General features: G+C 66.2%; 38 protein-coding genes. 30 read left to right on the top strand and 8 right to left on the bottom strand.

Annotation, left to right across the window (positions count from 1 at the left end; genetic code table 11):
- The first annotated feature begins 236 nt into the window (after window positions 1-236).
- The 3 genes from AB0F77_RS06090 to AB0F77_RS06080 are packed head-to-tail and all read left to right on the top strand — an operon-like array spanning window position 237 to window position 1,247.
- On the top strand, window positions 237-632 hold the full coding sequence (locus AB0F77_RS06090; RefSeq protein ID WP_361942203.1) for a peptide ligase PGM1-related protein: 396 nt from the start codon (window positions 237-239) through the stop codon (window positions 630-632).
- Window positions 629-895 carry a hypothetical protein gene (locus AB0F77_RS06085; protein WP_361942200.1) on the top strand — a complete coding sequence of 89 codons (267 nt, stop codon included), beginning with the start codon at window positions 629-631 and terminating at the stop codon, window positions 893-895. The genes AB0F77_RS06090 and AB0F77_RS06085 overlap by 4 nt, the downstream gene beginning before the upstream one ends.
- Window positions 896-914: 19 nt before the next feature.
- Window positions 915-1,247, top strand: a complete 333-nt coding sequence (locus AB0F77_RS06080) for a hypothetical protein (RefSeq protein WP_361942197.1) — start codon at window positions 915-917, stop codon at window positions 1,245-1,247.
- A 283-nt stretch (window positions 1,248-1,530) separates the two neighbouring features.
- Here AB0F77_RS06080 and AB0F77_RS06075 read toward each other — a convergent pair whose 3' ends face one another.
- Window positions 1,531-1,818, bottom strand: coding sequence for a hypothetical protein (locus AB0F77_RS06075; RefSeq protein ID WP_361942194.1), 288 nt, complete (start codon window positions 1,816-1,818; stop codon window positions 1,531-1,533).
- 96 nt (window positions 1,819-1,914) lie between these two features.
- On the opposite strand from AB0F77_RS06075, the gene AB0F77_RS06070 reads away from it, so the two are divergent.
- The 6 genes from AB0F77_RS06070 to AB0F77_RS06045 all read left to right on the top strand — a co-directional run bounded on the left by AB0F77_RS06070 (window position 1,915) and on the right by AB0F77_RS06045 (window position 4,122).
- The gene (locus AB0F77_RS06070; RefSeq protein ID WP_361942191.1) at window positions 1,915-2,397 is read left to right on the top strand and encodes a hypothetical protein; all 483 of its coding nucleotides are present in this window, start codon (window positions 1,915-1,917) and stop codon (window positions 2,395-2,397) included.
- Window positions 2,398-2,568: 171 nt separating this feature from the next.
- Window positions 2,569-2,817 (top strand): hypothetical protein, encoded by a 249-nt coding sequence (locus AB0F77_RS06065; RefSeq protein WP_361942188.1) that lies wholly within the window; start codon window positions 2,569-2,571, stop codon window positions 2,815-2,817.
- Entirely contained in the window at window positions 2,810-3,229 is a 420-nt protein-coding gene (locus AB0F77_RS06060) for a hypothetical protein (protein WP_361942185.1), read from the top strand. Before AB0F77_RS06065 ends, AB0F77_RS06060 begins: the two co-directional genes overlap by 8 nt.
- A complete protein-coding gene (locus AB0F77_RS06055) occupies window positions 3,229-3,591 on the top strand; it encodes a hypothetical protein (RefSeq protein ID WP_361942182.1) in 363 nt (120 codons plus the stop codon). The genes AB0F77_RS06060 and AB0F77_RS06055 overlap by 1 nt, the downstream gene beginning before the upstream one ends.
- Before the next feature lie 5 nt (window positions 3,592-3,596).
- Window positions 3,597-3,803 carry a hypothetical protein gene (locus AB0F77_RS06050; RefSeq protein WP_361942179.1) on the top strand — a complete coding sequence of 69 codons (207 nt, stop codon included), beginning with the start codon at window positions 3,597-3,599 and terminating at the stop codon, window positions 3,801-3,803.
- Window positions 3,793-4,122, top strand: coding sequence for a hypothetical protein (locus AB0F77_RS06045; RefSeq protein WP_361942176.1), 330 nt, complete (start codon window positions 3,793-3,795; stop codon window positions 4,120-4,122). Before AB0F77_RS06050 ends, AB0F77_RS06045 begins: the two co-directional genes overlap by 11 nt.
- 588 nt (window positions 4,123-4,710) lie before the next feature.
- Here AB0F77_RS06045 and AB0F77_RS06040 read toward each other — a convergent pair.
- Together AB0F77_RS06040 and AB0F77_RS06035 are read right to left on the bottom strand one after the other, a co-directional pair.
- Window positions 4,711-4,941: a DUF397 domain-containing protein gene (locus AB0F77_RS06040; RefSeq protein ID WP_361942173.1), complete on the bottom strand. Its 231-nt coding sequence runs from the start codon at window positions 4,939-4,941 to the stop codon at window positions 4,711-4,713.
- Window positions 4,934-5,821 (bottom strand): DUF5753 domain-containing protein, encoded by an 888-nt coding sequence (locus tag AB0F77_RS06035; RefSeq protein ID WP_361942170.1) that lies wholly within the window; start codon window positions 5,819-5,821, stop codon window positions 4,934-4,936. Before AB0F77_RS06035 ends, AB0F77_RS06040 begins: the two co-directional genes overlap by 8 nt.
- Window positions 5,822-6,023: 202 nt before the next feature.
- Here AB0F77_RS06035 and AB0F77_RS06030 point away from each other — a divergent pair, with 202 nt between their 5' ends.
- From AB0F77_RS06030 to AB0F77_RS06020, 3 genes are all read left to right on the top strand, one after another.
- Entirely contained in the window at window positions 6,024-6,416 is a 393-nt protein-coding gene (locus AB0F77_RS06030; protein ID WP_361942167.1) for an ATP-binding protein, read from the top strand.
- A 17-nt stretch (window positions 6,417-6,433) separates the two neighbouring features.
- Complete coding sequence (locus AB0F77_RS06025) at window positions 6,434-6,904, top strand: hypothetical protein (protein WP_361942164.1); 471 nt, start codon at window positions 6,434-6,436, stop codon at window positions 6,902-6,904.
- Window positions 6,905-7,135: 231 nt separating this feature from the next.
- On the top strand, window positions 7,136-8,038 hold the full coding sequence (locus tag AB0F77_RS06020; protein WP_361942161.1) for a TauD/TfdA family dioxygenase: 903 nt from the start codon (window positions 7,136-7,138) through the stop codon (window positions 8,036-8,038).
- A gap of 25 nt (window positions 8,039-8,063) precedes the next feature.
- Here the strand turns inward: AB0F77_RS06020 and AB0F77_RS06015 are convergent, their stop codons facing one another.
- Window positions 8,064-8,837, bottom strand: a complete 774-nt coding sequence (locus AB0F77_RS06015) for a glycosyltransferase family 2 protein (RefSeq protein ID WP_361942157.1) — start codon at window positions 8,835-8,837, stop codon at window positions 8,064-8,066.
- Window positions 8,838-8,903: 66 nt separating this feature from the next.
- Between AB0F77_RS06015 and AB0F77_RS06010 the strand changes: the two genes are divergently transcribed.
- From AB0F77_RS06010 to AB0F77_RS06000, 3 genes are read left to right on the top strand one after another with little or no spacing between them, the layout of a single operon-like run.
- Entirely contained in the window at window positions 8,904-10,154 is a 1,251-nt protein-coding gene (locus AB0F77_RS06010; protein WP_361942154.1) for a nucleotide sugar dehydrogenase, read from the top strand.
- Between the two features lie 48 nt (window positions 10,155-10,202).
- Entirely contained in the window at window positions 10,203-11,588 is a 1,386-nt protein-coding gene (locus AB0F77_RS06005; protein ID WP_361942151.1) for a hypothetical protein, read from the top strand.
- Entirely contained in the window at window positions 11,585-12,700 is a 1,116-nt protein-coding gene (locus tag AB0F77_RS06000) for a glycosyltransferase family 4 protein (RefSeq protein WP_361942148.1), read from the top strand. The genes AB0F77_RS06005 and AB0F77_RS06000 overlap by 4 nt, the downstream gene beginning before the upstream one ends.
- Here the strand turns inward: AB0F77_RS06000 and AB0F77_RS05995 are convergent.
- The 3 genes from AB0F77_RS05995 to AB0F77_RS05985 all read right to left on the bottom strand — a co-directional run bounded on the left by AB0F77_RS05995 (window position 12,697) and on the right by AB0F77_RS05985 (window position 14,815).
- Window positions 12,697-12,924, bottom strand: a complete 228-nt coding sequence (locus AB0F77_RS05995) for a hypothetical protein (RefSeq protein WP_361942145.1) — start codon at window positions 12,922-12,924, stop codon at window positions 12,697-12,699. The two genes, AB0F77_RS06000 and AB0F77_RS05995, sit on opposite strands and share 4 nt — an antisense overlap.
- 268 nt (window positions 12,925-13,192) lie before the next feature.
- A complete protein-coding gene (locus AB0F77_RS05990; RefSeq protein ID WP_361942142.1) occupies window positions 13,193-13,648 on the bottom strand; it encodes a KTSC domain-containing protein in 456 nt (151 codons plus the stop codon).
- 144 nt (window positions 13,649-13,792) lie between these two features.
- Window positions 13,793-14,815, bottom strand: coding sequence for a hypothetical protein (locus AB0F77_RS05985; protein WP_361942139.1), 1,023 nt, complete (start codon window positions 14,813-14,815; stop codon window positions 13,793-13,795).
- A gap of 104 nt (window positions 14,816-14,919) precedes the next feature.
- Here AB0F77_RS05985 and AB0F77_RS05980 point away from each other — a divergent pair, with 104 nt between their 5' ends.
- The 15 genes from AB0F77_RS05980 (at window position 14,920) to AB0F77_RS05910 (ending at window position 26,358) form a co-directional block, all read left to right on the top strand.
- Window positions 14,920-16,473 carry a terminase family protein gene (locus tag AB0F77_RS05980; protein WP_361942136.1) on the top strand — a complete coding sequence of 518 codons (1,554 nt, stop codon included), beginning with the start codon at window positions 14,920-14,922 and terminating at the stop codon, window positions 16,471-16,473.
- Window positions 16,474-16,542: 69 nt separating this feature from the next.
- Window positions 16,543-16,938 (top strand): hypothetical protein, encoded by a 396-nt coding sequence (locus AB0F77_RS05975; protein WP_361942133.1) that lies wholly within the window; start codon window positions 16,543-16,545, stop codon window positions 16,936-16,938.
- A gap of 3 nt (window positions 16,939-16,941) precedes the next feature.
- Window positions 16,942-17,649 carry a hypothetical protein gene (locus tag AB0F77_RS05970; RefSeq protein ID WP_361942130.1) on the top strand — a complete coding sequence of 236 codons (708 nt, stop codon included), beginning with the start codon at window positions 16,942-16,944 and terminating at the stop codon, window positions 17,647-17,649.
- Between the two features lie 74 nt (window positions 17,650-17,723).
- Window positions 17,724-17,855: a hypothetical protein gene (locus AB0F77_RS05965; RefSeq protein ID WP_361942127.1), complete on the top strand. Its 132-nt coding sequence runs from the start codon at window positions 17,724-17,726 to the stop codon at window positions 17,853-17,855.
- The gene (locus tag AB0F77_RS05960; protein WP_361942551.1) at window positions 17,852-19,438 is read left to right on the top strand and encodes a phage portal protein; all 1,587 of its coding nucleotides are present in this window, start codon (window positions 17,852-17,854) and stop codon (window positions 19,436-19,438) included. Before AB0F77_RS05965 ends, AB0F77_RS05960 begins: the two co-directional genes overlap by 4 nt.
- 59 nt (window positions 19,439-19,497) lie before the next feature.
- Window positions 19,498-20,325 (top strand): hypothetical protein, encoded by an 828-nt coding sequence (locus tag AB0F77_RS05955; protein WP_361942124.1) that lies wholly within the window; start codon window positions 19,498-19,500, stop codon window positions 20,323-20,325.
- Between the two features lie 81 nt (window positions 20,326-20,406).
- Window positions 20,407-21,549: a N4-gp56 family major capsid protein gene (locus AB0F77_RS05950; RefSeq protein ID WP_361942121.1), complete on the top strand. Its 1,143-nt coding sequence runs from the start codon at window positions 20,407-20,409 to the stop codon at window positions 21,547-21,549.
- 78 nt (window positions 21,550-21,627) lie between these two features.
- Window positions 21,628-22,014 carry a hypothetical protein gene (locus tag AB0F77_RS05945; RefSeq protein WP_361942118.1) on the top strand — a complete coding sequence of 129 codons (387 nt, stop codon included), beginning with the start codon at window positions 21,628-21,630 and terminating at the stop codon, window positions 22,012-22,014.
- A gap of 112 nt (window positions 22,015-22,126) precedes the next feature.
- Window positions 22,127-22,417: a hypothetical protein gene (locus AB0F77_RS05940; RefSeq protein WP_361942115.1), complete on the top strand. Its 291-nt coding sequence runs from the start codon at window positions 22,127-22,129 to the stop codon at window positions 22,415-22,417.
- Window positions 22,417-22,908, top strand: coding sequence for a hypothetical protein (locus tag AB0F77_RS05935; RefSeq protein WP_361942112.1), 492 nt, complete (start codon window positions 22,417-22,419; stop codon window positions 22,906-22,908). Before AB0F77_RS05940 ends, AB0F77_RS05935 begins: the two co-directional genes overlap by 1 nt.
- A gap of 2 nt (window positions 22,909-22,910) precedes the next feature.
- Entirely contained in the window at window positions 22,911-23,753 is an 843-nt protein-coding gene (locus tag AB0F77_RS05930) for a hypothetical protein (RefSeq protein ID WP_361942109.1), read from the top strand.
- Between the two features lie 6 nt (window positions 23,754-23,759).
- Window positions 23,760-24,359: a hypothetical protein gene (locus AB0F77_RS05925; protein ID WP_361942106.1), complete on the top strand. Its 600-nt coding sequence runs from the start codon at window positions 23,760-23,762 to the stop codon at window positions 24,357-24,359.
- A complete protein-coding gene (locus AB0F77_RS05920) occupies window positions 24,343-25,026 on the top strand; it encodes a hypothetical protein (RefSeq protein ID WP_361942103.1) in 684 nt (227 codons plus the stop codon). Before AB0F77_RS05925 ends, AB0F77_RS05920 begins: the two co-directional genes overlap by 17 nt.
- Window positions 25,027-25,036: 10 nt before the next feature.
- The gene (locus tag AB0F77_RS05915; RefSeq protein ID WP_361942100.1) at window positions 25,037-26,149 is read left to right on the top strand and encodes a hypothetical protein; all 1,113 of its coding nucleotides are present in this window, start codon (window positions 25,037-25,039) and stop codon (window positions 26,147-26,149) included.
- The gene (locus AB0F77_RS05910) at window positions 26,149-26,358 is read left to right on the top strand and encodes a hypothetical protein (protein ID WP_361942096.1); all 210 of its coding nucleotides are present in this window, start codon (window positions 26,149-26,151) and stop codon (window positions 26,356-26,358) included. The genes AB0F77_RS05915 and AB0F77_RS05910 overlap by 1 nt, the downstream gene beginning before the upstream one ends.
- A gap of 47 nt (window positions 26,359-26,405) precedes the next feature.
- Here the strand turns inward: AB0F77_RS05910 and AB0F77_RS05905 are convergent, their stop codons facing one another.
- Window positions 26,406-26,594 carry a hypothetical protein gene (locus AB0F77_RS05905; RefSeq protein WP_361942093.1) on the bottom strand — a complete coding sequence of 63 codons (189 nt, stop codon included), beginning with the start codon at window positions 26,592-26,594 and terminating at the stop codon, window positions 26,406-26,408.
- Window positions 26,595-26,596: the final 2 nt, after the last annotated feature.

The following is a 26,596-nucleotide window of genomic DNA, read 5'->3' as shown; positions in this document are numbered from 1 at the left end:
CCGTGACTCCTGGGTCGGTCTGTGGGTTGAATGTTTCGCGGTGCACACGACGGGCCCCCGGGCCTCTTCCATTGCTCTCGGGGGTTCGTCGTCCACCCAAGTCCGGTCCGGTACAGAGGCCGCGCAGCAAACCCCCCCTTGCCTGCGCCCGCCTCTGTACCGGGCCTTCCGCTTTGGAGGGAGAATTCGAAGTGTCAGTCACCGAGTTGGCCTCCGTCGCACTGGGACCTTCGGGGGTGCCTTTCTCATACGGCCCGGACGGCAGTCCCGTTTCGTCATCCGAGGCGGCGCACCTCATCGCCGACGTCGAGCGGCGAACACTGCTCAAGTCCGACCTCCGCCTCGCCACCGGTGAATGGGTCACCGTGCGCACCCTGGGCCTCGTCTTCGACCCGGACGCTCGGGCCGGCGTGGTGGTGTCCCTGAATTACCGGCCCCGGGTATGGGGCACGGCCCTGTACACGCCGGCCCCCGAGAACGCGCTCCTGGAGGTGCTCGTCACCTACGACGATCCGGACCAGGCCGTCCAGGAGCACAAGCAGGCCATGGCCATGGTGGTGGTCGGCACCAACGAGCCGACTAATGAACCGAGTTGGGCGGCCGAACTCTCCTGGACGGGACCGGGACAGTGACGCTTCCGATGCTGTTCGTCCCATCAGTGCCGGCCGGCGACCAGGGCCTGGTCCTGCATATCAACGGCGTCACGCCGGAACCGCAGGGAAGCCGCTGGTACGTCCTGACGATGGAGGGCAACGCCTACGGCCTGCCGCGGACGCTCTGGCCCTGGGCCATGGAGCTGGACGCCCAGACCAGACGACGTGAGCTGCGGATGCCGGCGGCCTTCGCCTTCCGCCGCGTCGGCGAGACGGTCGCCGTGGAGAAGATCTCCGCCTGATCCTGGGAGGGAAGACAGGGTGCAGACGCCCTTCAACGGCGTGAACCTGACGCGGCAGCTCAACGAGGTGCGGACCCTCCGGGAGTTCCGCATCGACGAGGGCTACACACGCCGAAGAACCGAGCTGAAGGCCGTGTACGCGGACGCCGACAGCGGCTTGGCGTGGATCGAGACCAGGAACGGCACCTGGCGGCTGCCCCGCGAGTTCCTCCCCTGGGCCCTGGACATCGACGAGCGCGCCCTGGCCGTCCTCGGCCACAACGAAGTATTCCCCTGCAACGCCCTCTTCGAGCGGATGCCGGACGGCTCGTGGGAAGTGGAGATATTCCCCGATGTACTCGAAAGGACGTGACGCGAGAATGCCGCACCCCGGGAACCTGGAGTGCGGCATTCTCATGCGTGGACTTCCTCAATCCGCGGATCAGTCTGGCACGCGCCGACAATTCCTCCATCCGCCGTTCGAGGGAGCGCCGTGTCGATGTCGGCCGGCTGGTTGCTCCAGCGCCACCGGGCTCCATCCCACACGACGAGCTGCACGTGGGAAGGGCAGACGCAGCAGCGTCCGGGCCGGGTCGCGGGGTCCACGGCGAGGACGGCCAGGGCCTCGACGATGCAGGGGCACGCGGTCGGCCCGCTCATGCCGGCGGCTTCTCGTCACAGGTGGCCTTCGCCCAGTGCCAGTAACCGCAAGGGCACAGCCGCATCCCGTGCAGCTCGTTGCCGAGCTGGTAGACACACGGCACGCTCTCGCCAGCCGTCCACGGTGCCGGGTGGTACACGGCCCAGGCCCGCAGCGCGGCGCCGCAGCAGCGCATCCACCCCCCGCCCATGATCTGCGGCGGTGTGAACGCATCCGGCGCCGCGTTGAAATCCGCCTGCGCGGCGTAGAAGTCGCGGCACTCCCCGCAGTACCCATAGGCCATTTGGGTGGGACCAATTTCGTTGTTGCACTCGGGACACACAGTCCTGAGTTGGCGCCTTGAATTCATACGGGGACAGTAATGGCTACGATGCGCAACATGCCGGAAGCAACGAGTGTCGGGACGGACTGGCGCCTGCTCGGGTGCGACTACGTACGGTCCTTCATCACAAATGACAAGGCGAACCAGCGCCTCATGGAAGCCCACCCCATAGAGCTTTCCGCGAGCATGGGCCGGCTGGCGTTCACCGTGACCGAAGAAGTCTTCTTCCCCATGGTTTTCGGGGTCGAGACCCACTGTTCCTACCGGGCGGTCGAGTACCTCCGCCGGCGCGACCCGGAGTTCGGTGCCGCGTGGGTTCGCCGCATGCGTTATCGCCGCCAGGGCCTGGGCTTGACCATGCGCCCCATCAGCAGGTCACGGCACGTCGCGGCCGACATCGCCCGCATGCTCTGCCGGTCCTGGGCACACCAACATGACCCCGCCGAGCCTTCGGTTCTCGTGTGCGATCTCGTCCCCGCAATGCTCGAAGACCTGTGCTCGGAGCTATGCCATCCGAGTGAGCACCCAACAGATCCGTAACCAAATTGGGGACGCCCCGTTTATGTCTCTGTACGGTATCTGTATGGGTGTCGGCCTTACCTCGTCGGCCGTTTCCTACCAGAAATCTGTGCATGGGAGCCCCCTGCTGCCTGATCCCGGCGGGGGGCTCTCTGCTTATGCACACCCCACAGCAAGAGCGAATGAGGTGTCATGACCGAGAAAATGCAGGCGTTGCACGCACTTTTCGTCCATGGGGAGTGCACCGTCCTTCAGATCGTGGACACCACGGGCATCCAGTCCGGTCGCGCCTTCGCTGCGCTCCAGGCCCTCGTCCGCGAACAGTGCGCCGTCAGTGTCAAGCGAGACGGCCACGCTCGATACACCATCACCAATGCCGGCCGTCAGACGGTCGAGTCCTGGGAACTCGCCCCCGTACAGGAGGAGATGGACTGTGTCTGACGCCGACCTCGACATGCCGCTCAACCAGGCCGCCAAACTGCTCCACGGCCTCATGGAAGTGCTCTACCTCTCCACCGCCTGCGCCCTCGGCCACCACACCATGTGCCTGGGCATGGACGAATTCCGCTCCCTGGTGTGCTGCTGCGTCGAGTGCGAGCACACCGACGTGCGGACCGCAGGGCCGACCTCCGCCAACGTTCCGCTGCTGCACCTGGCGAACACTGAAGCCGACCGGCTCGACACCCACGTCTACGCCGATGGTGAGGCACTGGGTGTCCGGGCCGACCTCGTGCGAGCCCTGGAGAAGACCCTCGTGGAGACCGGTCGCAGGACGAGCGAGGCCAGACGCCGACGGATGGCCGTGCAGCTCGGCATCGCCGCCTGCCTCACCTTCGCCCCGAGGAGCCTTTGATGTTCGGGCTGCTCCCCTTCCCTCGCGACTTCGAGCCCGAGGAACACGGCTGGAGAGTCGTCGAGCCGATCGTGCCCCACCAGCGGCTCCAGGCCGCCATGCAGGAGCTGCACCGGTTCGGGTTCGTCTCCACCCACTGGCAGCGCTGGGAGGTCCCCTACCGCGCGGCGGCCGGCCTCTGCCGGGTCGGCTACGACAAGGACCGTGACTGCTTCTACGGGATGTACATGCCGCCATTCGAGCGAGACAGAAACAGTTTCACGCTCGCCGAGATTCACCGAGAAATGCGCTTCGGCGTAGGGGGCGGGAGTATTTCACTCAGTCAGCCGTCCGTGTCGCTGACAACAGTTCCCATCGGGTAGTGAATATGAGCGTCAACCCAGATCAGAAAGGGGTCACCCTGATGACTGAATTGACGCCCGTACGCCTGGCCGACCCGACCGGAAGCGTCGTTGCAGGCTTCCTCCGGAGCAACACCCGGAACATCGAAATGGTTCTACGCATGGGATGGGAGACCATGCGCGACGGCCAGGTGCTCCCTGTTCCGCTGATGGCGGTGCGCCGTGCACAGTGAGCTGGAATCCGGGCTGACGCTCTACCGCGAGCGCGCCTATCTCCTGGGCGGCTACGTCGGAATGTTCGGAGGGGTGTTCTCCCACACCGACCTCCAGGCCCCGGAGTACCCGGTGCTGTACATCGAGACGCCCAAGGGCCAGACCTCGTGGCACATCCATCCCGACGACAAGGACTGCTTCGACGGCCTCAAGGTGCCGACTGTCAAGGAGTACCCGTGGGACGGTCACTCCACGGAGGAGAAGTACATGCGCATCCAAGCGCTGAACCTCCTGATCCCCAAAATGACTTACGCGAAGCCGGAATACGGAAACCCCTGACCGGCCTACGGACAGAGGCCCGCGACCTGTTTCCCCCGAGCCAGGACGCGGGCCTCACCCCTGTCCACGATTACCACGAACAATTTTCCGGCGGCCACCGTGGATTACGCCCCATCCGAAAAGAGGTACCCGTCATGCCCCTCGTCCGGCGTCCCAACCCGAGCTGGCAGGCGTTTCAGGAAGTGCTCCCGGGCACTCCTACCGGCGGCCCTCGCAGCTCACTCGCGGCCGGCTGGCCCACCGAGCTGCCCGACCCCCGCCCCGGCGCAACACCGGCGCTCCAAGCCGCGTCCCTACCACGGCTGACCGCACAGCCGGGCACCGCGCCCGTCCGCGGCCGGCCCACCCGCCCGCAGCTCGGCCTGGGCGCCGCTCCCACCGGCGCACCGTCCACTACCAACGGCCGCAGCAGCATCTTCTCCATGCCTACGTACTGACCCGGAGGTCCCCCATGGCCAGCGTCATCGACGTCTTCGTATCCGTCACCGTCCAGCTCGGCGTCTTCCTCGGCCTGTAAGCCGTCAAAACTCAAGGCCCGCCCTCCCCGACCTGAACGGGGTGAGCGGGCCTTGTCATGTCGGACCGGGGTTACACCAGGTCAGCCTCGTCGGCCTGTACGCCCGCAACGAACGCGGACCACTCGGCGTTCGTGAAGAACAGCTTGGGTCCACTGGGGTTCTTGGAGTCGCGAAGGGCGCGGCCACCCTCGATCTTGGCGACCTCCACACAGTCCCCACCACTGCCAGCCCCGGAGAACGACGACTTAACCCATGCGCTCTCGGGGATGGCCTGGCCGCTCAGCTCGCTCTTGTTAAGCACTAGACATCTCTTTCTTAATCTTCTTGATCATGGCAATCGACTCCAGATGCGGCAGGGCCAGCCTTTTCATGGCCTCAACGTAGTGCCGATTCTCACGAACCTCCCTGGGGCGTGTCTGGAAAGTCATCCCCGTCATGGAATCGAAGGCCGTGAGCGGCTTTTCATCCGCCCCGCCGAATTCGAGCAGATGCACCATGTACACCGATGTGGCCACTTCTGTAAAGGGCACGACTCGGAGACTGATCGCACGAGAGGAGCCGTCCTCGATGAGCGAGTCGAGCTGCTCCAGCATGACGGCCTTGCCGCCGGCCTCCTGGCGCAAGGCACCCTCGCTGAAGATGAACTCCACGGCAGGCGGATCAGATTTGATGAAGATGCCTCGTCGGTTCCGGCGCAGCTCCACTGAGCGCTCGACGGCGTCCGGGGTGAGGACGGAACCAGCGACGCCCGCCGTCAGGGAGCGCGCGTAGCTCTCGGTCTGGAGCAGCGACGGCAGGATGTTCGGGGCACACGTGGTGATTCGCTGGGCAGCGTCCTCGTAGGCCACGAACTGGAGGAGGCTCTCGGGGAACTCCCCGTCGAAGGCGGTCCACCAGGCGTCGGCGATCGACATGCCCTCGGTCCGCATCGTCTCCAGACGAACACGCGTCTCCAGGTCCATGTTCAGGATCTTGACGAGGATCTTCCACTCGCTGTCCTTGGGCCAGGTCAAGCCTTGTTCCATCTGGGAGACCCGGTTGTAGCTCTTGTAGCCCAGGGCTCGCGCAACATCGATTTGCTGCACGGGGGAGCCATCGGGCAGGCGAGCAGCCTTGCGGACCTCTTGCAGCGCCTTGCCGAATCGCTTTCGAGCCGCCATGGCGGCTGTGTTGAGTGCCACGAGTACCTCCCCTCGGCTGTGCATGCGTCCCACCGCAGGGTAGCGCGTAGGGGCCTGTTGGCGGCACTTCCGGGGGCATTTCCGGCGACGGGGTTGCGTACGCGACTGCGTACGCACCACACTCGTCATCACGCACCGGACGATCCACGTCGCGGTGTGTGACCGTTCTGCGCGGCTGGCCGCAGTCGCGCTGGAGGCTGCCATGCACTTGCCAAGCCAGTTCCAGGCGGCGAGAACCTTCTGCCGCGAGGCCAACACCGTCCCCACGGCGCGTAGTTGGACTAGGAAATTCTATGCAGACCTGGGCGCCGACGAAGACCTGTTAGACACGTGTGCACTACTGATCACTGAGGTTGCCGCCAACGCCGTCGTGCACGGCGCGGGGGACGAGTACACCGTGACGGTTGGTTCAGATCTGTGGATCGAGGTCTGGGACGAATCGCCGCTGCTACCTCGTCACCGGGAGCACGACCTGACGTCGGAGGGAGGCCGGGGTCTTGACCTGCTGGAGATGCTCGCCCCGGGCTACAAGGTCGTCGAGGACGCAATCCGTGGCGGAAAGTGCGTGCGCTTCCAGCCGAAAGGGGTGCTGTGACCTTTCGACTGACACCGATGCCCGAACATGCCCTGGCTCAGGACGAGTTGGCGGACCTGCCCGTGCAACTCAAGGTGCGCGGACGGTATTTGACGCCCGTAGATGGAATCGAGGAGGCGGAGATCGAAGTCCGCTTCGACTCCTCCGAGTTGGCCGATCTGCTGGCCCAAGGCAGGGCGGCGCAACTGACTCTCGCGCAGCGCGCCCGGCGGGACGCCGAAGCAGTCTGGGATGCGACTCAGCTCGTGACCGAAGGCGGAACGACGGCCCTGACCGACACCGGCACGCTTCAACGCCTCGCCGGGGCACTGTACGAGCTGCCGGACACAGCGCCGGCCCAGGACTCGCCTGAGCGGGGCGGCCCCCGCCCGGGTGAGAACGCGAGCAGGGAACCCGTGGGGGGTACCGATCGCGACGACGGCTGGAGCCCCGAGCCCCAGCCGTTCAAGGAGCCCTTGCCGCGTCGCCAGCGCGGCGAGGGCGACTAGATGCTGCGGCGGACGGGGTGAAGCGCGACAGAAGCGCTCCACATCGACTTTTCGGGATGTGCGCCCTGGGAAAGTCCCCTTCCGTCGCCCTGATGGGCCCGGCCGGTGTTCTGCACCGTACCGGCCGGGCCCCTCTCCGAAAAAGAGCAGCTCAACAAGTACCCCGCTCCTCCCCGTTTGCACGGCACCTGAACGACACCCGGAAACCCCCAAGAGATAAGGAAACTCCGCGTGTTCATCGACCTCCCGAGCGAACTCGAAGCCTCTCTGATCGACCTTCCTCTCCCGGCCTGGGAACTGGACGGTCCGCACCTGGCGCAGTCCACCAGGGAGCGGTACCGGACCGAGCTGACGGCCACCCCCCGGTTCGAGGAGACCGCCGCGACGCTGCGCCAGGCACTGACCGGGAAGGGCGGCGGATACGCCGTGCTGCGCCTGGGGAACCTCGCCAAGGCCCTGGGGATCGGCGACGACAGGTTCCTGCGGCTGGCGACGGCCTTCGCCGTCGAGGTGGCGGTCCCCTTCTCGCCCTTCCCGCGGTGGCCCCTGTGGAAAGACATCGGTGTCAAGGTCGACAAGGACCCGGGCAAGTCCAGCGGCATCGGGTACAACGCGTTCCACATGGACCTGGTGAACGGGACCCTGCCCCCGGACTACTCCACGCTCCTGTGCGTCCGCCCCGACCCGCTCGGCGGCGGCCCCAGCATCCTCTCCGACGGGCACGCGGCTGTCGCGCGGCTGTCGGAGGACAGCCGTGCCCTGCTGGCCGAGTCGGCCTACCACTACGGGACTTTCTTCGATCTGTTCGGCGTGGGCGAGGAGTGCAAGCCGTTCCCGATCCTGGACGGCTCCGGCCCGGGTGAAGGGTTCGTTCGGTTCACCGCCAAGATGCTGGAGCGGTCTCAGCTCGGCCAGGCGCACGCTGACGCCGCCAGGGAACTCGCTGCGGAGCTTGTCCGGGGCCAGGTCTCCTTCATGCTCAAGCCCGGGGACTACCTCATCGTGAACCAGCGCCGCTTCTTGCACGGCCGGGAGGCGCTCCACAACGGCCAGGAGGCCATCCCGGTCTCCGACCGGCGGCTGCTCCTCCAGCTCTTCCTGCGCGCGGGGGCCGGCCACGGCTCGGCCGAGTAGTCGGCCGACGACACCGGTGACCTGTCTAGATGCGCGAGTTGCTAAGCGACTGCCACACGGCGCCGGCCAGTGCCCGCGTCGACCGCGGGAGGGACAGACGCTCGTGCTCGCGGTACAGCTCCCAGTTGTACCTGACCAAGGACATCTTGTTCGAGGACAGCGATCCCGCCTGGTGGGCCCGGTATACCGCCAGTGGCTCAGCAAGGCCCCGGGCCTCCGCGCCGTCCCGCAGGATGCTCAGCCACAGCGCGTAATCCTGGCGCTTGCGCATCTCCGGCATCAGCCTCGTACCCAGGGCCTGGCGGTCGTACATGGCCGTCAAGGCACCGATGTAGTCCCGGCGCAGCATCGCGCGGTAGTCCACGTGCTCCCGCGCACGGATCACCCGCCCGTTCGGGACCCAGGCGGTGCTCTCGCCGTCGTAGTCGGCGTCCATCTTGAAGTACGAGGTGTACGTCAGCGGCACAGCGGCTTCCACGGCGAAGGCGAGCTGCTTCTCGGTCTTCTCCGGAAGCCACATGTCGTCGCTGTCGAGAAAGGCGATGTAGTCCCCGCGGGCCCGGTTGATCGAGCGGTTGCGGGCCTTGCCCGCACCGCCCCGCTCCGGCGCCGATTCCGGCAGAACGCGCTCGTCCTGCTTGGCGAACTCGCGAAGAAGGTCCATGGAGCCGTCGGTCGACTGATCGTCGGTGACCAGCAGCTCCAGGTCGCTGTGGGTCTGCGTGAGGACCGATCGGACGGCCGCGCCGAGGGTGGCTGCCGAGTTGTAGACGGGCATCACGACCGACACCAGGGGCACAGCGCTTCTCCTTGCCAGACCAGGAACGACGGTCCATTCAAGCATCGCGATTGAGTAGGAGCTGCCATGCAGATAGTTCTCGCTGGTCAGGGCTATGTAGGGCTTCCCCTGGCCGTACGCGCGGCCGAGGTGGGGCACCGCGTCGTCGGCTACGACGTGGACACGGACCGTGTCCAGCAGCTCGCCGCCGGCCAGTCCTACGTGCGGGACGTGGACTCCTCGCGGCTGCGCGCGGTTCTGGACTCCGGGGCCTACTCCGCGACTGCCGACACTGCGGCGCTGGCCGGCTTCGACATCGCGGTGATCACGGTGCCGACCCCGCTGCGGGACGGCGTGCCTGACCTGACCTACATCGAGTCCTGCGCTCGGACACTGGGTGAGCACCTGCGCCCCGGCGCGACCGTGGTCCTGGAGTCCACGAGCTATCCCGGCACCACTGAGGAGCTGCTGCTGCCGATCCTGGAAGAGACCTCGGGCCTCAAGGGCGGGGCGGACTTCCTGGCCGGCTTCAGCCCCGAGCGGATCGGAAACAAGCGCTGGTCGTTCGACGGGACGCCGAAGCTGGTGTCCGGAATCGACGCCAAATCGCTCGACGTGATCAAGGGCTTCTACGACGGCATCTTCGAGACCACCGTGCCCGTGTCAGGACCGAAGGTCGCCGAGCTGGCCAAGCTGCTGGAGAACACCTTCCGGTTCGTCAACATCTCCATGATCAACGAGATGGCGATGCTGGCCGATGCCCTCGGCGTGAACATCTGGGAGGCGATCGACGCCGCCGCGACCAAGCCGTTCGGATTCACGAAGTTCACCCCGGGGCCGGGGGTCGGCGGACACTGCCTGCCCGTCGACCCGATGTTCCTCTCGTGGAAGGCCCAGCAGGAACTTGGCATCCCGTTCCGGTTCGCGGAACTCGCCGCCGACGTGAACCGGCACATGCCCGACTACGTCGTCCGGCGCCTCGTGGAAGCACTCAACAAGCGGGGCACGCCGGTCAGCGGATCTCGGATTCTGCTGCTCGGCCTGACCTACAAGTTCAACGCCACCGACCTTCGCAATTCCCCGTCGGCACGTGTCGCCGAACTTCTCATGGACCTCGGCGCCGATGTCTGCGGCGCCGAACCCAACATCCCGGACGGCGCCGACACCGGGCTGAACGTGCCTCGGGTCGATGCCACCCCGGAAGAGGTAGCCGCCGCTGATGCGGTGGTTCTTCTCATGGATCATCCGCGATTCGACCTCGCGATGATCGAGGAGCACGCGTCGTACGTGCTCGACTGCCGAAACCGCCTGTCCGGAGCGAATGTCGAGACCCTGTAGCTCCCGAACTCCCCTGGTCTGCCGCTGACTTCAACCCCAGGAGTTCCCTTGCGTGAAGAGTGGGAGCACGTCCACACGGACTATGCCCGGCCCGCGCAGCGCCCCGCTCCTGCCTCGTTGGCCGAGAGCGAGGGCGACTGGCGCCGCTACCTGGAAGGTGACACCCCGAACGGCTGGCTGATCCAGCACAGCGCGATGGCGGAGGCGCTCGCCAGCGGCCGGCCCATGTACCTGCTGCACACCACCAAGGACATCGCCGCGATCCGCACCAGCGGCGAGCTGCACGTCTCCACCGGGTGCCTGGTCGGAGCCCTGTACTGCTCCCCTCTGGTACGTCAGCGTGAAGGAATGCGTCCGCACAACCTCGGCGCCTACCTGATGCAGACGAAGCCCGACACCACGCCCATGATCTTCGAGGTCATCCCGGACGCTCCGATCCCAACCAAGGGTGTGGATTATCTACATCTCGGTGCCATCCACCTGCGTACCTACCTGCGCTACCGGAGCTTTCTCACCCGGGCCGAGAACGACCAGCTCGACCATGTCGTGCTGGCCGGGCTGGACGCCGCGGCCGGATTCCTCGACACGGCTCTGCGAAACGCGGTCGGCCGCGCCACGGAGGCCCCCGAGTTCATCGACCAGTTGGCCGCGGCCGTGCCCGCCGTACCGTTTCTCGGCTACCTGTACTTCGAGGTCTTGTCCGAGTACCTGATGCTCCACTCCAGGACTCCGGAGACCAAGGGCTACGCCCAGGTCGGAGAGCTGAACAACTGGCTGTACAAGCGACTCGCGTTCGCCGCCGTGGATGGCATGCACCGGTTGTTCGACCTGGCTCGCTTCCATCCGCGCCACCAGCAGCTCGTCCAGCTCATCGTCGGCGTGGAACCGGCGCTCGCTCCGGGAGTCGCCGAGTACGTGCGGCGGCGGCTGTCGCATCTGTTCGCCAGGATCGCGCTGCACCCGTCCCAGGACGCGGCCACGGTGACCTTCCGGGGCATTGATCTCAGCGCGCTCCGGTACGTCGCGCCGGGACTGATCGGGCAGATGATCTTTCGCGAGATCCGGTACATGCCGCGCTATCGGCAGCTCTACCACTGCTTCGAGAAGGCCAAGGCGATGGAGGCTTGGGACTACTGGAACCACGAGGGCATCCCCACGCCCTTCAACGGCCTCCTCCCCAAGGGCGAGATCGGGATACACCCCGTCTACCCCCGGTCGGCCGTCAGGGCGTGGACGGCAAAGCAGGACAGCAAGGGCTTCCTGCACCCAGCCCAGGAGATCACCGCGGTCCTCACGCCGCACCTGGCGTCGTGGTGGGCGCCCCCTCGCAACCGCGGACGGATGATCACTGCTGATCCGCAGGTCACGATGGACCGTAGTGCCCCGTCCCCGGTTCCCGCCCAACGGTCATCCATCGAGGGGATCTCCGCATGACCACGAAGCCCTTGACGATCCTCACCGGCATCAACCGCACGTCCGAGCCTTCGTCCGGCAGCATGATCCTCGTCGGTGACCTCTACCGCGCCATGCCCGAGACCCATACGACCTTCCTCGGCCGGACACCGGTCCATCAGGTGTGGAAGACCGCATTCGATCACCTGATCCCCCTCTCCACGACGAAACGACCCCAGGGCCCTGGCTTCGACACCTACGTGGACCAGTTGACGCAAGAGGTGGGGACGCTCATCGAGCAGATCCGACCGGACGCCATCCACGCCCAGAACGTCGGGTTCGCACTCAGCCTCGCGCTCAGTCGCACCGCCGGCACCATCCCGATCATCTCCATCGCTCACGGCCCCGAAGTGATGGCGGCCGAGCGCAACACGTCGGAACACGAGGCGGTGCTCGAAGTCGCCGCCGCCAGCGCCGCGATCGTCGCCCCGACCTCCGTCCTCGCCGACCGTATCGACCGCCTCACCGGGCGCCAGTTCACCGACCGCATCGTGATCATCCCGTGGGGCATCCGTCTGGCCGATGCCCATGTACGTGATCAGCCGCCCGCAGGGACAGGGCCCCTGTCTCTGGTACAGGCCGGTCGCCTGGACGACAACAAATCCACGATCACCGCCGTCGAAGCCCTCGCATCAACCGATCAGCCGCACCATCTCACCGTGATCGGCAATGGACCCCTACGGGAGTATCTGGAACAGCGGGCTATCGACCTCGGACTGCGGGATCGAGTCCATTTTGATCCGTTCCTGCCTCGCGCCGAACTGTGGCGCCGCCTGCCGAACTTCGACGCCTGGGTCTTCACAACCACGGGTCTGGAGGCTTTCGGACTCGTCCTCATTGAGGCTCAAGCCCATGGACTTCCGGTTGTCTATTCCGAACTTCCCGGAGTGAGGGAAATCCTCGGAGGCGCTGGCATTGCCTACGCTCCTGGCGACCCGCTCTCGCTGGCTGCGGCTCTAGACGAGATGGGCCGGGACTCCCACCAGCGCAGGGCCCTGACCAAAGCGGCTCTCCATAATGCATGCCGATACGACATCACGATCACCGCCCGCCAGTTTCGCGAACTCACGCTCCGGATTACAGAGCCGCTTTAGCCGGGGCCGAGCCGCTCCCGAATAGCCCGGAGGGCCGCGATGGCGGTGTCCAGCTCTCCCAGGTCGTCCTCCGTGTGCACTGTGGCCGGGTGCTGCTCGAAGATCCGCATGACGTAGCCGGAGACGACCACACCCCATTCGAGGGCGGCGTTCTTGCTCAGGCCGGCGACCCGCTTTCGGGCCTTGTCGAGGAGGACGTCTTCGGCGGGCCGGCGGGTGAACACGAGGCGCTCTCCGGGGAGTTGCGGCGGAAGTTGGGCAGGAGCTGGCCGTCGGAGCCCAGGAGGGTGGCTGGGCGGGCTCCCAGGGCGTCGGTGAGGGCCTGGTGCTCGTCCTGGGCCCGAGAGGTCCAGCGGCCGATCACGAGGCCGCGCGTGCCGAGCCGGTAGACCGTGGCGGGGTCGGAGCGGCGGTAGGGCGGCTCGGTCTCCTGGTAGTAGGTGCGATACCGGTGGGGCCAGTCGCGTCGGCAGCGAGTTGTGGTGATGAGCACTACCAGCTCGCCGGGGTGTAGGGCTTTCCGTTCAGGACGGCATTGACGTACCGGCCTGGAGACCAGTTGTCGCGGAACTTTGCCCATTCCTGCGGGGTGACGTTGTAGTACTCGTAGCCGACTCCGTCCGCGTACTCCTGTGGCCCCGTGCGCTGCCCGCGGAACCGTACGAAGAGGGTCTGCGACTCGTCGTCGTAGCCGGCCGCCAGGGTGCGCGGCCGAGGGGGGTAGGACGTGTTCGTGGGCCGGGTGGTCAGGAGCTGCTCGTCGTCCCACAGCCACTGGGCGCGGCGGAGTGCCTCGCGCTTCTCGGGGCTGAGGTTCTGGGACGCCTCGTCGATCGCAGTGTTGATGTCTGCACGCGAGTACCCGGGGCGGGAGTTGACATCGGGCGTGCGCGGCTGCTGGCCGGCGCCGTAGAACTCCTGCTCTTGGATTGTCCTGTACGGGGTCACACCTGAATTCGGCGCTCGGTTCTTCGCGGCGCGGGGGTTCCGGGGTCCGATTCGCCTTCTCCTCGGCGGCATGAGAAAACCCTCCTTGCTGTCCGGTATCACGACCGTAGGCAGAGAGGGTTTTTCGGTGATATTCGCCGGAGGTCAGGCGGCCAGGCGCCAGAAGTCTCGGCCCTGGGCCGGGTTGTAGATGGGCTCCTTGAACGTGACGTGCGCGAAGGCGTCGTACTTCTGGTGGTCCTTGAGCGTGGCATGCCCGTAGAAGGTCATCGTGACTTCGAGGGGCAGGCCGGGAATGGTGCGGGACATGGTGATCGACGTCTTGCGGCCGAGGTGGCTGTAGAAGTCGTCGGGCCGAACACCGGTGTACTGGGCGATCCGCTTGAGGATGTCGTCGATCCCGGCGTCCGACAGGTGGGCCTTCTCCCGGACGCCAGCCTCGGTCTCGGTCCAGCGCGGAGACGGCAGCAGCGGTCCGGAGGTACGGTCGCCGACCTGAAGGAAGATCGCGGCGGCCGTCGGCGCGGGCAGGTTGATGGTCTGCCAGAACCGCCGCTTGACCCGCCAGAACCTCAACGTCGGCCCGAAGGAGTTCTTGCCGAGGTTCTCGATGCGTACGAGCCGCGCTTCCTCCTTGCGCATCCCGAGACCGAGCAGCAGGCCGACGAGCGCCCCGTCGCGGTGGGAGTGTTCGCGTGAGCCGTCCCAGAGATCGTGCGCCTCCCATTCGGAGAGGTGGTCGATGTGCTCGACGCGGGGGACCGGGACGGCCAGGGCGGCGCAGGGGTTGGCGGCCAGTCCCAGCCCGTTGGCGATGGCGTACTCGTAGAAGGCCCGCAGAACGTCGAGGCGGTGTTGTCGGGAGCTGGGGGCGTAGGGCAGGTGCCTGCACTCGTCCCAGCAGTCCCCGGGGTGTTCGGGGTGGCTTTCGGAGGCCAGGTAATCGAGGTAACGCAGAACGTGCGGCTGGGTGCAGGCCGCTGGGTCGGCACCGAAGCGGCGCATGAAGCCGAAGAAGAAGCCGGCCTCGGCGCGGTAGCGGTCGGCCGTCTCCGGGTGCTTGAGGGCCTTGAGGTCGCGGAAGCCGTCGGCGAGCTGGTCGACGGTGCGCTCCTCCAGGCGGTCCGCGTTGAGTGCTGAGAGATCGAAGAAGTTCGGGCCGGTCATGGGGCGAGACTAACGCTTACTTGGCGTTAGGTCTGCCGAACTGCCAACTACTGGCCACCATCGGACATTATTGGCCCCTATTTGTCCGACTTTAGGTTCGGGCCATGGGGACGCCACTCGATGCCACGGAACACGAGCTGACCCTTGGCCTGCCCGAGGAAGCCGAGTCCGGGCCCGAGGCCGCCGGCATCGACCATGCCCTGGTCTCCGACATCATCGACAAGATCATCGTCGTCATCGACGAGCTGTCCGGGCATCCGTTGCGGCCGTACCAACTCCCCTTCGCGCGGCGCATCTTGGAGTCCCTGATCATCGAGGACTCTGCCAAGCTCACGGCTCTGTGGAGCCGGCAGTCCGGCAAGTCCGAGACCGTGGCCGACGTCGTCGCCGGCGCGGCCATCATGCTGCCGCGGCTGGCCAAGGTCTTTCCGAGTCTGCTCGGCAAGTTCAAAGAAGGCTTGTGGATCGGCGTATTCGCTCCCACCGACGAAATGAGCGAAACGCTTTTCTCGCGCATCGTCGGCCGGCTGACTTCCGACCGCGCCCAGGACATCCTCTCGGACCCCGAGATCGACGAAAAACTGGTCGCCCGGGGAAAGGTACTGCTCCTCAAGCGCTGCGGCAGCCTCATCCGAAAGCAGACCGCGCACCCCAAGGCGATGATCGAGGGCCAGACCTACCACCTGGTCGTCATCGACGAGGCCCAGGCCGCCGACGACAAGGTACTGAACAAGTCGATCGGCCCGATGCTGGCCTCGACCGCGGGCCTCATGGTGATGACGGGCACCCCGACCTACACCAAATCCGGCTTCTACGAGCAGATCCAGAAGAACCGTCGGAACGCCAACCGCAAGGGCCGCCAGCAGGATCACTTCCAGGTCGACTGGAAGACCGTCTCCAAGCACGTTCCGAGGTACAAGAAGTTCGTCCAGAGCGAGATGGACCGGCTCGGTGAGGACTCCGACGAATTCAAGCTGTCGTACCGCCTGATCTGGCTTCTCGACAAGGGCATGCTGGTCACCAGCGACCGGTTTGACGCCCTCGGCGACACCTCCATGCGGGTCGTGCAGGAGTGGCACCGCTCCCCGGTGGTCGTCGGAATCGACCCGGCCCGGAAGACGGACTCGACCGTCGTAACGGTCTGCTGGGTCAACTGGGATTACCCGGACGAGTACGGAAATTACGAACACCGTGTGCTGAACTGGCTCGACCTCCAGGGCCTGGACTGGGAAAGCCAGTACTACAGGATCGTCGAATTCCTCAACCACTACTCGGTGTTCGCGATAGGAATCGACGCCGGCGGCCTGGGCGACGTTGTGGCGAGCCGGTTGCGGGTGCTCATGCCATACGCGCAGATCGTCGATCTCAAGAGCGACCGGACCAACCAGACGAAGCGTTGGGCGCACATGATGGACCTCATGTCTAAGGGCCTGGTCGTGTGGCCGGCGCACGCCAAGACTCGGTCCACCAAAAACTGGCGCAATTTCCGGCAGCAGATGGAGGACGCCGAGCTGAACTATCAGGGCCCTCACATCATCGTCGCCGCTCCCGAGGTGGACGCGGCCCACGACGACTACGTGGACTCGCTCTCCAACGCGCTCTATCTGACGGCGGACCTCACGATGCCCGAGGTCGAAATGCACAACACCCCCTGGTAGCAATTATCGGGGCAGAAAACAGCGCCTTTAGCGTCCTGGTGAGACGTCTCAATCGCCGGGAGGCACACCATGGCGAACAGCCCGCTTGCCCCGGACCCTGAATTCCAGGAGTCCGCAGACCGCTTCTACGAGACGAAGCACGCCCAGAACGCGAGCCGCCGCGGCCCGCTGCGCTTTCAGGAAGGTGTCGCCACCGACACCGACATCCCGAACGAGTTCGGCAAGGGCATCATGCAGGGCTACCAGACGCCGGCTGGCCGAATGAACCACAACGCGAACGTCTTCGAAAAGCCGCCGGAGGAGACGATGCGCGAGCGCGCACACGTCGGCTCCGCGAGCTGGCCGGAGGCCCCGACCTTCATTCAGGAAATGGCGCAGGGCGCCTCCGAGCCCGAGCAGTCCTACTCCTGCGTCGACCGGGGAGAGGGCCGCAACCAGCGCCGGAACTACGCCCGGGTGGACTGAGCAGTGACCAACCCCGGACAGCTCACTCCGTGGGGAAAGATCCCGATCCCCACCGAGGGGAAGATCCCGGACGTTCCCGTGGACCTGGCGGCCGTGGCCGACCCCATCGACACGCTCCTCAAGAACGTGATCGGTGGGGCGGTCGCGCCGAGCGGCCCGCTCAGCCCCACCCTCATTGAGGCATCGGCCTCCATCGGCAGCCTCAACGCGACGCAGTCCTCGCAGCAGAGCGCCATCACCACCATGCAGGGGCAGATCACGGCCCTCAGCGCTGCGCCCTGGGCCGTGGCCACGTCGCGCACCTCGCTGTTCTCCCTGGCCGGCAACGTGAAGACGCCGACGCTCGTGCACAGCTACCAGGTGCCCTCCTTCACCCAGCGGCGCCTTCTGATCGCGTGGGCCGGCATCTCCGTCGGCTGGACGGACACCACCACGGCCGCGGTCCGTGCCCGGCTCCAGCTCCGCGCCGACGGGGCCACCACGTACGTCGACCGCAACCAGCACATCTCCACGGGCACCGACCAGTCCCACACGCTCTTCTTCATCGAGACCGTCGAGGCCGGCAAGTCCGTGCGCGTGGGTCTGTCCGTCGACATCTACGGCGCGGCCACTTCCGCCAAGGCAATCCAGACGCAGGAAGTCGACCCCCGCATGTACCTCATCGCGCTGCCCTGGAGCGGAGCCACCGTGCCCTACCTGCCGACCATCTGATCCCGCTCACTCATCAGCCCAGCACTCATCTCACACTCGACTCCGCTGGCGGAATCGAAAGGAGGTGATGCCTGATGTCCATCGCCTTTGCCTCACCGTCCATGCGCGCAGCCGCCAGTGACCTGACCATTTCCGTCAGCCCGCTGGGACTGGTCGAGCTGGCGGACGAGTTACCGAGGAATTCGAAGTCCACGGTCCCCGCCTGACGCGCTATTCGAATCACTGGGCCTGGTACCTGGGCTACCACTGGGCGTACAAACGTGAGGCCGGCGAACCCAACGTCACGATCAACTACACGGGCGCGTTGAGCCGGTACATCACCAACTTCACCTTCGGCCGGGGTGTCCACTTCCAGTCGGAGAAGAAGTTCGAGCACATTGTTCCAGCGCTTCTGGAACGGGTCTGGACCGTCGACAACGACAAGAAGTCGACCCTCTGGCAGATGGGCGAGAACGGGTCCGTTGCGGGGGACTGTTTCGTGAAGGTGGCATACGAGCCGGCGTGGATGGACTCCGCCGGTAACACCCACCCAGGCCGGGTTCGAGTTCTCCCGCTGAACGCGGCCCAGTGTTTCCCGGAGTACCACCCGCACGATCGGGACCGCCTACTCCGCTTCAAGATGAAGTACAAGTTCTGGGGTACCTCCCTGGAAGGGACACGCACCGTATACACGTACACCGAGATCATCACCGAGGAATACATTGAGGAGTACGTCAACGACGAGTTGCTCGACGCCCGGGAGAATCCCCTCGGTCAGATTCCCATCGTGCACATCCGGAACATCGCGATATCCGGATCGCCCTGGGGTCTGTCCGACATCGTCGACCTCATTCCGCTGAACCGTGAGTACAACGAGAAGTGCACGGAAATCAGCGACATCGTCAACTACCACGCGGCCCCGGTCACCATCATCACCGGCGCCAAGGCGAGCCACCTGGAGAAGGGGGCTCGCAAGATCTGGGGTGGCCTCCCGAAAGACGCCAATGTTTTCAACCTCGAAAACGGTGTCGATCTCAACGGCCCGCTTGCCTACTTGGACCTGATCAAACGCGCCATGCACGAACTGACCGGGGTCCCGGAGACAGCGCTCGGGCAGGCCCAAGCGATTTCGAACACCTCGGGCGTCGCGCTCAGCATTCAGTTCTTCCCCTTGATGCAGCGGTACGGACTGAAGCAGGCGAACTACACCCAGGGTCTGCGGCGCATCAACGAACTCGTGCTGCGGACGCTATTTCTCTACGAGCCCGAGTGCCGGATCTACGACCCCAGCACGCAGGGAATCCGCGTATCCGACGAACAGCCTCTCGTCATCGACCCCCGCGACCCCGAGGTGTACGACACGACCGTGGATTGGCCGCCGCCGCTGCCGGTGGACGTCCTGGTCAAGTTGAACGAGGTCCAGGCGAAGTTGGCCTTGGGGCTGGAATCCAAGCGTGGGGCCCTGCGGGACCTCGGGGAGATCTTCCCCGGGGAGAAGATGCAGGAGATTTTCGACGAGCGCCTGACCGAGGCGAAAGAAGACGGAGCGCTCGAATATATCAAGGCGCAAATCGCAGCAGCTATCTTGCGCTCAACGGGATTGCCGCCGGAAGGCGTGGAAAGCCCGCCCCCAGCACCTGCCGCATCGGGCTCTTCGGGGTCCGGAAACACAGGGGCGACAAGCGCCGGCCCGCTTCCCGGAGTACCGGGAGTGGGTCAAGGCAAGGACACCGAATCGGTCTTGAGCGAACTCGTGACGCTGTCGAAGGGCACCAAATTGGCCCAGCGACGGAACCCGGAAAACGACTGAACTGCCCGCCATTCATTCCTACTCGTTCAGGCGGCTTCACCAGCCTGGAGTGAACCACCGTGGCACCAAACCCCGCACCCAACGGTCCGCAGGAGACGACCCCCGGCACGCCGGGCGGCCCCGCGACGGGTACCACCGTCACCCCCGAGGGGACGGTAACCGTCCAGGAGCCGGCCAAGCCGCAGCCCGCCGGCCAAGAAGCCCGCTTCACCGCGGCCGACCTGGAACGCGTCCGCCAGGAGGAGAAGGACAAGCTGTACTCCCGCCTGAACAAGGTCGACGAGCGCAGCGAGGCCCTGGAGGCGGAGCTGAAGCGGCTCCGCGAGGAGCGCGAGGCACGCGAGGCCGAGGAGGCTGAGCGGCTGAAGGCCGAACAGGACGCGGCCAAGGCGAAGTCGGAATCCGAGATGAGCGCGAAGAAGCTCCTGGAGGAGCGTTCCTCCGAGTGGGAGAAGCGCTTCGCGCAGATCGAGAAGGAGCGGGAGCAGGAGCGGGCAGCGCTCGCGAAGGAGTCGGAGTACAACAAGCTCCGGGCCTACATTCAGGAGCGGGCTGGCGCCGAGCGCGCCAACATCGCCCCGGAACTCGTAGATCTCATTTCCGGGAACACCCCGGAGGAAGTCGACGCGTCCATTCAGTTGCTCAAGGACAAGACGTCGCAGATCTTCGAGTCCGTTCAGTCGGCTCAGGAAACTACTCGTTCGCAGATGCGCGGCGTGGCTGCGACCGGTTACACCGGGAACGGTCCCACGGACGGCGAGGGCGGTTCTCGGCAGCTCTCGGCAGAGGACATCAAGAACATGCCGATGGCGGAGTTCGCGAAGTACCGCTCGCAGCTTCTCGGTGCCGCCGCCAAGCAGTCCAACAATCGCGGCCTCTTCGACTGACCGCGTCCACCAGAAAATTAGCCAGACCGCCTCTCATTCCCATTCATCTCGGCGGGTCCGTCACGGGATGAGAGGTACAACGTGGCAAGCGGAATCACCGGTACTCCGGTTCTGTCCCCCACTCCGACCGCCTACCAGGCGGCGAACTCCAGCATGCTCACTCCGGCCATCCAGCACATCTGGTCGAAGGAGATCCTTTTCCAGGCCATGCCGGTGCTGCGTTTCGAGCAGTTCATGGTCAAGAAGACCGAGCTGGGAACCGCTCCGGGCCTGAGCGTGTCGTTCATGCGTTACCGCTCTCTGGACGGTGCGCAGCAGCTCGTCGAGGGCGTCCGGATGGAAACTCACGCCCTTTCTGCCGAGCAGATCACCATCACCGTCGCGGAGCATGGCTTTGCGATTGCGGTGACCGAACTTCTGCTCAATGCGAGCTTCGACGACGTGATGGCCTCCGGCGCTCGTCTCCTGGGCCGGAACATGGCCACGTACCTCGACTCGATGTGCCGGGACACCCTCCTCGGCGCACCCTCGGTTCTGTATGGGTACGACAAGATGGCCTCCTGGTCCGCCGGCGCCACGCGGACCCCTCTGAGCCCCTACGACCGGGGCATGTTCGCGGACTCCGAGGCGACCCTGTCGGCGAACGGCGGCTTCTACTTCACGGCCGCCCTCGTGAAGGACGCCGTGGAGACTCTGAGCAGCAAGAACGTCCCCCGGCTAGGGGAGACGTACGTCGCCTTCGTCCACCCCCACCAGTCCCGCCGACTGCGCGATGACCCCGAGTTCATCGAGGTCACCAAGTACGCGGCTCCGGGGAACTTCATGCTCGGGGAGATCGGCCGGCTCTCGGACGTGGTTTTTGTGGAAACCACACAGGTCTTCCAGGGCAACACGACCCCGCCGCCCACCCCGCAGCTCGGGACCAACATCCCGCAGGGCGACGCGCAGAAGTGGGGCGGGCAGCCCGCCCGAACCGCCTCCGGTTCGACCCCCGCAATCCCTGCCGTCAATGCCCAGCCGTCCAACCCGAATGCCCCGTCGAACCCGATCTACCGCGCTCTGGTAATCGGCGACAACGCAGCCGGGCACGCCATCTCCCTGCCCGTCGAACTTCGCGACGGCGGCGTGCTCGATTTCGGCCGTGAGCACGCGCTGGCCTGGTACTCGATCTGGGGACTCGGGCTCATCACGGATTACGCCGTGGTGCAGTGCGCCACCAACTGAACCACCCGCACGAAAGGGCGGCGGTATCAGTTCCATCGCCGTCCCGAATTCCTTACACGATTCGGTAGGAGAACGAACATGCCCGCAAATCCGCGCACCAAGCGGAACCCGAAGGATCACACCGGAAACCAGAAGGCACTTCTCGCCGAGCAGCACGCCGAGGAACTGGCGAAGCGCAAGGACGAGATCGCCATGCACCAGGCACAGCAGAAGGCCGGGCTGGACGAACCGATCGCCCTCGACGAAAAGGGCCGGACGCTCCAGAACGTGTCCGAGGAAGTCGTAGCGGAAGGACCGGTGGACATCCCACCGGAGTCCGTGAACATCCGCATCGCCTGCGATCTGGAGAAAGTGACGATCGGGCAGGGCACCTCATTCGATTTCAAGGAAGGCCAGGTGTACACCGTGCCACTCCACGTGGCGCAGCACCTGGACCGCCTCGGTTACGTGTGGCAGTGGCTCTGACGGAAGGGAAGTGCCTCTGATGGCGGCGCCCAGCAGTCTCAAGGACTCCGGCACTGCCCCTGAGAAGGGGAAGTGGTATTCCCTGCTTTCCGACCACGGTGACGGCGTCGGAATGCTCACGAAGACCTACCACTACACCAGCCCGACCGGCGAAGAGCACCCCGACAACCCTCGTCAGCTCTACGTCCTGGAGGTCGTCGAGCCCGCGACGTACGGCGTCGGCTACAGCTTCGAGGATTCGGTCCTGTGCATGTGGCTGGACAGCCCCTCGCCGGGGCGGGTCGCGGTCCACCACATCTCCTTCCCCGTCTCCCAGTTCGCCGAGCTGGTCGCCGCGGGCGAGGAGCCCCCGGAGTTCGAGGACTTCAAGGCGCAGCAGTCGAGCCAGGGCGGTTCCGTCTGATGGCCGCCAACGGATTCATCGCCGTCCAGGGCGCCGTCTCCGCGCTGGACCACCTCACCGGCCGCTCGACGGCGCTGGAGGCGGAGTGGCTGGCCAAGACGCAGGCCGGCGACCCGCTGCCGAGGGCGACATACCTGATGCTGCTCACCCAGGTCGTGACCGACGCCCAGACGGACATGACCACGCTGCTCGGCATCGAGGCGGCCGGCACCGGCTACGCCCGCCAGCCCATCCCGTGGGCGGCTGCCGCGACCGGCACCAGGACGTCCTCCACAAGCGACCTGGTCCAGTTCGGTCCGTTCAGTGATGCGACAGGTCTTGCGGCCCCGGTGACCGGCGCGGCCCTGGTGACCCGCATGACCAGTTCGGCCGGTCAGCCCACCGGCCTGTGCCTCATGGCATGGAACCTGGCCACTGCCATCACCACGAGTCAGAACCAGGCCCTCCAACTCGCCGTCGGCAGCCTCCAGATGACGTTGGCGGTGAGCTGACCATGGCCGACACGGCGGGGATCATCCGGCGCATCCGCAACGAGATCGGCGACATGCAGTCGCCGTTCCTCGACACCTACCTGGGCGCGGACGAGCTGGCCTCCTACGACCTCTCCGAAACCGGCGTCACCGAGGTCACGGCCAAGGTCACCACCGTGGACCCGCCGGCCACTGTCGACCTGATCGCCGACACCGACTACGTCCTCGACGCGGCCGAAGGCCGCATCGTCCTGATCAACCCGGACTTCTCCCCCCTGCACCACGGCCAGACCCTGATCGTCCGGGGCATCGCGCAGGGCCTGTTCACCGACGCCGATCTGGAGACCTACATCGGCGACGCGGTGCAGCAGCACGCCTACGGCCGCAGCAAGGTCACGCGGTACCGGGACGCGCACGGCTTCATCCGCTACGACCGCGAGCCGTTCACCTTGGAGAACCTGCCGGCCGTCGAGGAGCCGCTGGTCGCCTACCTCGCGGCGATCAACTGCCTGTGGACCTTGGCCACCGACGCGGCCACGGACATCGACATCTCCACGGCCGAGGGGACCTTCGTCCCAAGGACCCAGCGGTACCGGCAGCTCATGCAGCACATCGGGGACGCCACCACCGGGCTCCAGGGCCGCTACAACACCTTGGCCCAGCAGCTCAACGTGGGTCTCGGCAGGATCGAGATGTTCACCCTGCGCCGCGTCAGCCGGACCACCAACCGCCTGGTGCCCGTCTTCGAGTCGCGCGAGTACGACGACTCCTCGCGGCCCCAGCGGCTCCTCCCGCCGATCGACGGCCAGGAGTACGAGGACGAGTCGAACGTGCCCTCGCCCACCTACCCGGGACTGTGGGGGTGAGCGTCGATGCGTGGGCGGCTGGACTGGAAACGCGGCCGGTGGAACATCAACACCGAGACCACGCTGATTCACCGGGGACTGCGCGGGTGGCAGCGCTCCACCGGCGACTCGTTCACGTACTTCCGGTGGCAGTACGGCGCCTCGGAAATGCACCCGGTCTACGACGAGGCGACCGGGGTCGGCAAGCAGTTCTACGGCCGCTGGCAGCTTCCCGCGCTGCACGTGAACCACTCGGAGACGGCCAATACGGAGCCGCGTGACAGTGGCCTGTACATCGTCGACTCCCTCCATGTGACGTGTGAATTCGACCAGCTCGCCAAGACCGGGCTGACCGACATCAACATCAAGCACGGCGCCTATCAGCGGGACCGTATCGCCTACGACAACATCCTCTTCGCGGTGAAGCAGGTCGATATCCGGGGCCAGATCCGCCGCAGGGACATCATCGTCACCCTCGACGCTCAGCAGATCCGTGACGACGAACTGGTCAACGACCCGATGTTCGCCCCTTATCTGCGCGATTTCAGCCGCAATCCCGATCCGCCGCAGCCACTTCTCGCTGCGGAATTCCCAGAGGAGGGCGGCGACGATGACCCCTACGCCTGACGCGACCGTGTACGCACTGCCGGCCGGCGTCCCCTCGGTGCATCTGACGGGACGGTTCATCGCCCCCGACGGCACTCCGCTGACCGGCACGCTCACCTTCGCCCCGCCGTCGGTCCTGACGATGCCGGCCGCGGACACCATCGCCAACACCGTGGCGACCGTGGAGATCTCGAAGGAGGACCAGGGCCGCTTCGAGGTCGACCTGATAGCCACCGACGGCCCCGGCATGTCCCCGAGGGACTGGACCTACCTGGTCACGGAGAAGCTCAAGGGCGCGCAGATCAGGCAGTACCACATCATGCTGCCCGAGCGCCCCGGCGGAGATCCGGTCGACCTCGCGGACCTGGCCCCCGTCTCCCCTTACACCGGCCGCTATCTGCCCGTCGTCGGCCCCACTGGTGCCACCGGTGCCCAAGGCGCCCCCGGGGAGGTCTCGCAAGCCGAGCTGGACGCCTTGGAAGACCGCGTCGCTCCCCGGGCAGTGACGTGGACCCAGACGGCCGCGAGCGCCCAGTGGACCATCCCGCACTCCTTCCCGTACCCGCCGAGCGTGCGCACCTACGACACCAGCGGACGAGAAATCGGCGGGCTCGTCGAGAACCTCAGCCCCACCACCGTGACCGTCCAATTCGCTTTCGCGGAGACCGGATCGGCGATTTTGAGCTAGGAGTCCCCCGATGGCAGTTACCGACTTCCGCGAATCCCTCAAGCTGAACAAGCTCCCCGTGCGCGGCCTCGTTCCCGAGACGTCGTCCTCGGCACCGGCCACGCCGGTGGAAGGACAGCTCTGGACGGACTCCGTCAATCACGTCGTCAGGTTCTGGAACCTGACGGCCTGGAAGAATCCGCTCGACCGCGCGGACCACACCGGTACGCAGACGGCGAGCACCATCTCCGACCTGGCCGCGACCGTGAAGGGATACCGGCTCGACGAATTCGCGGCACCGAATACGGCAGTTTCCCTGAACGGCCAGCGGGCGACCAACGGTGCCGACCCCACGGCCCCGACCGACCTGGTGACCAAGCAGTACGCCGACAACCTGCGGGCCGGCATCGCCGGGGTCAAGGACCCGGTCCGGGCAGTGGCCACGGCCAACGTCGACCTGTCCTCACTGCCGGCATCCGTCGGCGGTGTCACCCTGGGCAGCGGCGACAGCTTCCTGGCCACCGCGCAGACGACAGGCACGCAGAACGGCATCTACACCTACAGCACCAGCGGAGGGGCGGCCACCCGCCGGTCGGACGCGGACGCCGCGGGAGAGATCCTCGACGGCACGATGGTGGCAGTGGCCGAAGGCACGGACGCGGGCGCTCAGTACATTCAGACCGCCTCCCCCTCTGGCGCTCCCGGGTCCTGGACCCAGACCTGGACCAAGTTCTCCACCGGCGGCCAGACCTACACGGCCGACGGCCAGGGCCTGGAGCTGTCCAGCACAACGTTCTCCCTGGAGCTGGCCGACGCCAGCCTCTCCAAGAGCGCGTCCGGCCTCACCGTCGGCCTGGTCCCGGTCGCCAAGGGCGGCACCGGTGCGACCACGGCGGCCGGGGCCCGTACCGCTCTGGGCGCCACCGGCAAGTTCGCGGCGAACGTCGGCGCAGTCACCGGCGGCACCCCGCTCAACATCACGCACAACCTGAACACGCTCGACATCCTCGAACCGTCGCTGCGCGAGGTCTCCACGGGCGAGCTGGTCGGCGGGAAGTTCATCGTGGTCGACGCCAACACCGTCTCCCTCACCCTCGCCGCGAGCTACGCCGCCAACACCTTCAGCGTGACGGTGGTGGGCTGATGCCCGCCCGGCAGCTCGCGTCCCAGACCGTGCCCGCCACCGGGGGCAACGTGGTCTCCACGGACAAGGTCGGCGCCGCGAACGGAGTGGCCGGCCTGGACGCCACGGCCAAAGTCCCCCAGGCCCAGCTCCCCACACCCAAGATCACCGTCGGTATCACCGCGCCCGCGAGCCCGACTGCGGGCGACGTGTGGATCGACACGAACTGAGGTTGCGCCGTGGCGACTCGATTCTGGCTCACCAGCTCGGCCGCGCCCTACACACCGGCCACGAAGCGGGGCGCGTGGACGGACGCCACCTCCACCGTTGCCGGACTGCTCGGGCGGCAGCCGGCCGGCGCCTCGACGACGTCGGCCAAGGCCGAGACCTCGGCCTCGCAGAACAGTGTCCTGCTGGGACGGTGGGTCAGCCCTCCCGCCCGGAAGGCCGGCACGCTCTCGGGCACGA

Source organism: Streptomyces sp. NPDC026672 (genome assembly GCF_040638185.1).
GTDB lineage: Bacteria > Actinomycetota > Actinomycetes > Streptomycetales > Streptomycetaceae > Streptomyces.
Note: the sequence above shows the minus strand (reverse complement) of the source record. Positions and strands in the feature narration are given on the sequence as shown.